Here is a 3,886-nt window from a genome sequence, read left to right on the forward strand (position 1 = left end):
AACAGCACAGATGCCGGCGTCAGCGGCTGTCAACACCGGTGCATTCGCGTTGCAGCTGATAGCGGCAGTAAAACAGCCCAGGCTGCGGGCATACGCCAGCCCGCCCAGCACATAAGGGGTGCGGCCACTGGCAGCAATGCCAATCAGAATGTCATTCTTGCACAGATTAATTTGCTTTAAATCATCTACCGCCAGCTGCGGGTTATCTTCGGCGCCTTCGACGGCTTTATACACAGCTCCGTTGCCACCGGCAATCAGAGCTACCACTTGTGAAGAGGGAACGCTGTAGGTTGGCGGGCATTCTACCGCATCGAGGATACCCAGGCGGCCACTGGTGCCGGCACCGAGGTACACCAGACGGCCGCCGGCAGCAAAGGCTGTGACGATGCGGTCGGCAACTGCCGCGACATCGCTCAGACAGCTTTGCAGGCTGTGGGCAACGGTTTGGTCTTCGGCGTTAATGCGCTGTACGATTTCCAGGCTTGATAACAGGTCAATATCCCAGCTGTCGGGGTTACGCGCTTCAGAGCTCATGGCGTCAAGCTGTTGTAGTAAAGCGTCCTGTGGGTTATTCATCATGATGTTGTCCTGAAATGGTGTTGTTCTGTAATGGTGTCGTCAGAGTTGAAGCAAGAATTAATGCGCCATCCAGGGCACTGCCACGGGCGTTTTGCAGCAAAGCGCGGCATTGGTTGTTTAATAGTGGCGCAGTAACTTCAGCCAGGCCGCCGAGTAATACGACCGGCAGGTCAAACTGTTCCCGCGCGCGCCAGAGCAATTGCTGTACTGCCTCTACATGGCGCTCGAGCAGCATATCGGCAATGCCACAGCGCCCGGCATGGCTGAATACCAAAGGTGCCAGTGCGGCATAATCGTTCGGACTGGCCGTTTTTAACCAGGGCAGCAAAGTGGTGTCATCTTCGCCGATTTGCAACGCGACGGCGCTCAGTAACGGGCTGGTAATGCCTGTCAGACTATCGACCTGCCACAGCAACTCACGTACCGCTTGTTTACCGAGCCAGGCACCGCCGCCTTCATCGCCAATATTAAAGCCCCAGCCGCCCACCTGACGCTCGGTGCCATCGGCCAGTAAACGCATGGCAACAGAACCGGTGCCGAGCGCTACCACCAGCACCGGCTGGCCGAGGTTAGCGCCGTAAAGCGAGGTTTTGGCGTCAGTGGTTAATAAAAAGCCGGCATAATGTTTTGCCAGTTGCTGGCTGGCCTGTAAATGCTGCTGTGGGTTGCCGGCTCCGGCCAAACCCATGACCGCAATAGCCTGCTTGCTGCTGATACCGGCCTGCTGACATAAGCTGTTGCTCAGCAGGTTGATGTTACTCAGCGCCAGCGAAAAATCATTGGTCAGCGAGGCCGGGCCAGCCTGTTGCTGCCAGTTTTGGCCTGTTGCCTGGTTGGTCAGCCGGGCCAGCGTTTTGCTGCCACCGCCATCGACAGTCAGGATCCACATGTTGTTATTCCTCTTTGGCAGCCGCTGTGCTGCTTGCTTTACCTGTTAAGCACACCAGTGTTGCGATAACAGTGCCAATACACAGCTGCCAGGTGAAACCCAGATCCAGCGCGGCCAGCGCCGGGCTAAGATGCTGCAATATATAAGGTTGTAATACTAACGTGACAAAGAAGCCACTCAAAAGCGCTGCAGTAACCGAATAACGGTTACCACGCTTACTGAACAGGGCTGTAAAAAATACTCCCAGTAAGCCACTGTAAGAAAACACCATCACGCTCAGCGCAAATGCCAGTAATGGCATATCAGAATACTGCTGCCAGTAAAAACACAAGATAGCCATCAGGGATAACATAACAGCCGTGCCAAGCATACCAAGCTGACCGGCTCGGACGAAGTGTCGCTCGGCGGTAGCGGCATCGCGCTTTAATTTCCACGGTTTGTACATATCGGCTACCAGTACTGAAGACATAGAATTCAGACCTGATGTAATAGTAGATAAGGCTGCGGCAATCACACCAACGACCACCAGTCCGCGCAGGCCTGATGGCATTTCATTGAGCACGTAATACATAAATACCGTCACTTTCTCACCGGCAAAACTGTCGGCAAAGCTTTGCGTCGGCTGATAAAGATCAGGCCGTTGATAAAAAATGTACAGCAAAAAACCGATCAGAATAAACACCAGCATGGTAGGAATGACCATCAGCGCCGAGCTTAACAGCGCCCGCGCACCGGCTTTGCTGTCTTTACAGGTCAGTACCCGTTGCGTCATGTCCTGGTCCAGGCCAAAAGCAGCAATATTCAGCAGAATAAACCCTGTCAGTGCTGACCACATATTAAACACGCCGCCGGAGCTGACATCAAAACGCCAGTCGAACAGCAGCAGTTTTGAGCTACCCCCTTCTACAGGGTGCTGCAGCGCCTGCACTAAGGTCGCAAAGTCAACGTTAAGGCTGTAATACAGGTATCCCAGCACCAGCAGAGCTGCCAGCACATATACCGCGCACTGCAGCGCGTCGGTATAGATAACAGAGCGAATGCCGCCTGCCACAGTGCAGGCCAGGCCGATTACCGCCAGCAATGCAATTGCAGCCAGTACGCTAGTGGCCTGAATGTTGTTAAACAGCAGCATGGCAACGGCGATGGCGGCCATATACAGCCTGGCACCACTGGCAAAAACGCGGCCAAACAGGTACATCTTACCGGCATGATCTTTCGCACTGGCGCCAAAGCGTTGTTCCAGTAGCTCATAGACAGTGGTGACTTTAAGCTGATAGTAGCGTGGCAGCAAAAAGCGGATAACAATGAACGTTGCAATCAGTGCGCCTATATTAGTGGCGATATAGCTGAGGTTACCGCGAAAGCCCATATCCGGGCCACCGAGGAAGGTGGCGGCGGATTGTGAGGTAGCCAGCACTGACACGGCTACCACCCATACCGGCATACTGTTTGCTGCCAGGAAATAATCATTGCTGCTGCCGGCTTTACGCCGGTTAACCGACCAGCCCACCAGCGCCAGTATGGCGAAGTAGCCAAAAAATACCGTCCAGTCCAGTACTGTCAGTTGCATGTCATACCCGTTAGCGTGAAAAAGTGCTTAACCATACCATAATGTATAGTGCATGAGTAAAGTATTCATTTAGATTTTACTTGAATGAATAAATTATTTTTGTTGTACTGCATCCTGCTTTCGACACAATAACAGGATACCGCTGTGATGGTTCACTCTTTCAGGAATGCTATGTCATGCTTAAACCGCGCTTCACTGCTGTTGCTCAGTATCTGCAGTTTCACCTTACCGGCGTTTGCTATGGCTGCTGATACTCACCCGCCTAAAGCCAGTGTTAAACAAATGCTGGGGCAAAAGCTGATGCTTGACCTGCGTTACTACTGTGAAGATGCGCCGGTTAACGGTCAGTGCCGCACGGCGATGACCAAATTGCCTGCAGAACTGGCGAACCTTATCCGTGACTATGATATCGGCGGCGTTATTCTGTTCGCAGAGAACTTGCAGGATGTAGCACAAATTGTGCAGTTAAACCGAGACATGCAAACCGCAGCAGCGGCGTCGGATTTGAAATTACCGTTGTTTATCAGCATCGATCAGGAAGGCGGCCGGGTTGCCCGGTTGCCACGCAGTCTGGCAACGTCTTTTGCCGGTAATATGGCCATTGGTGCAACCTATAAAGCCCATGGTACTGCTTTTGCCAGCGAAGTGGGCCGGGTACTGGCCGATGAACTGCTGCCACTGGGTATCAACCTGAATTTTGCCCCAACCATTGATGTCAATGTTAACCCGCAGAACCCGGTGATTAATGTGCGTGCTTTCGGTGAAGATGCTGCCATGGTCGCTGATTTAGGTGGCGCCATGACCGCCGCTATGCAGCAGCGTGGCATGATAGCGGCGCTGAAACACTT

The 3,886-nt window shown here is 53.1% G+C and carries 4 protein-coding genes; 1 reads left to right on the forward strand and 3 read right to left on the reverse strand.

Translation table 11 applies throughout. The features are described 5' to 3' along the window. The 3 genes from VIN66_RS14735 to VIN66_RS14745 form a co-directional block, all read right to left on the reverse strand. Positions 1 to 579 (reverse strand): N-acetylmuramic acid 6-phosphate etherase (locus VIN66_RS14735; RefSeq protein ID WP_331924685.1); only part of this gene is annotated, 579 nt, incomplete at its 3' end. Continuing rightward, complete coding sequence (locus tag VIN66_RS14740) at positions 569 to 1,468, reverse strand: BadF/BadG/BcrA/BcrD ATPase family protein (protein WP_331924686.1); 900 nt, start codon at positions 1,466 to 1,468, stop codon at positions 569 to 571. The genes VIN66_RS14740 and VIN66_RS14735, both read right to left, overlap by 11 nt. A 4-nt stretch (positions 1,469 to 1,472) precedes the next feature. Then, on the reverse strand, positions 1,473 to 3,038 hold the full coding sequence (locus VIN66_RS14745) for a sodium:solute symporter (RefSeq protein ID WP_331924687.1): 1,566 nt from the start codon (positions 3,036 to 3,038) through the stop codon (positions 1,473 to 1,475). A 171-nt stretch (positions 3,039 to 3,209) separates the two neighbouring features. On the opposite strand from VIN66_RS14745, the gene VIN66_RS14750 reads away from it, so the two are divergent. Then, positions 3,210 to 3,886, forward strand: a 677-nt coding sequence (locus VIN66_RS14750; RefSeq protein ID WP_331924688.1) for a glycoside hydrolase family 3 N-terminal domain-containing protein, incomplete at its 3' end; no start/stop codon positions are given.

Source organism: Rheinheimera sp., assembly GCF_036568245.1.
In the GTDB taxonomy this organism is placed as follows: domain Bacteria; phylum Pseudomonadota; class Gammaproteobacteria; order Enterobacterales; family Alteromonadaceae; genus Alishewanella.

Bases quoted from the DNA above. Each gene is read 5' to 3' on its own strand.
- VIN66_RS14740 (WP_331924686.1), bottom strand. From the start codon at position 1,468: ATGTGGATCCTGACTGTCGATGGCGGTGGCAGCAAAACGCTGGCCCGG.
- VIN66_RS14745 (WP_331924687.1), bottom strand. From the start codon at position 3,038: ATGCAACTGACAGTACTGGACTGGACGGTATTTTTTGGCTACTTCGCC.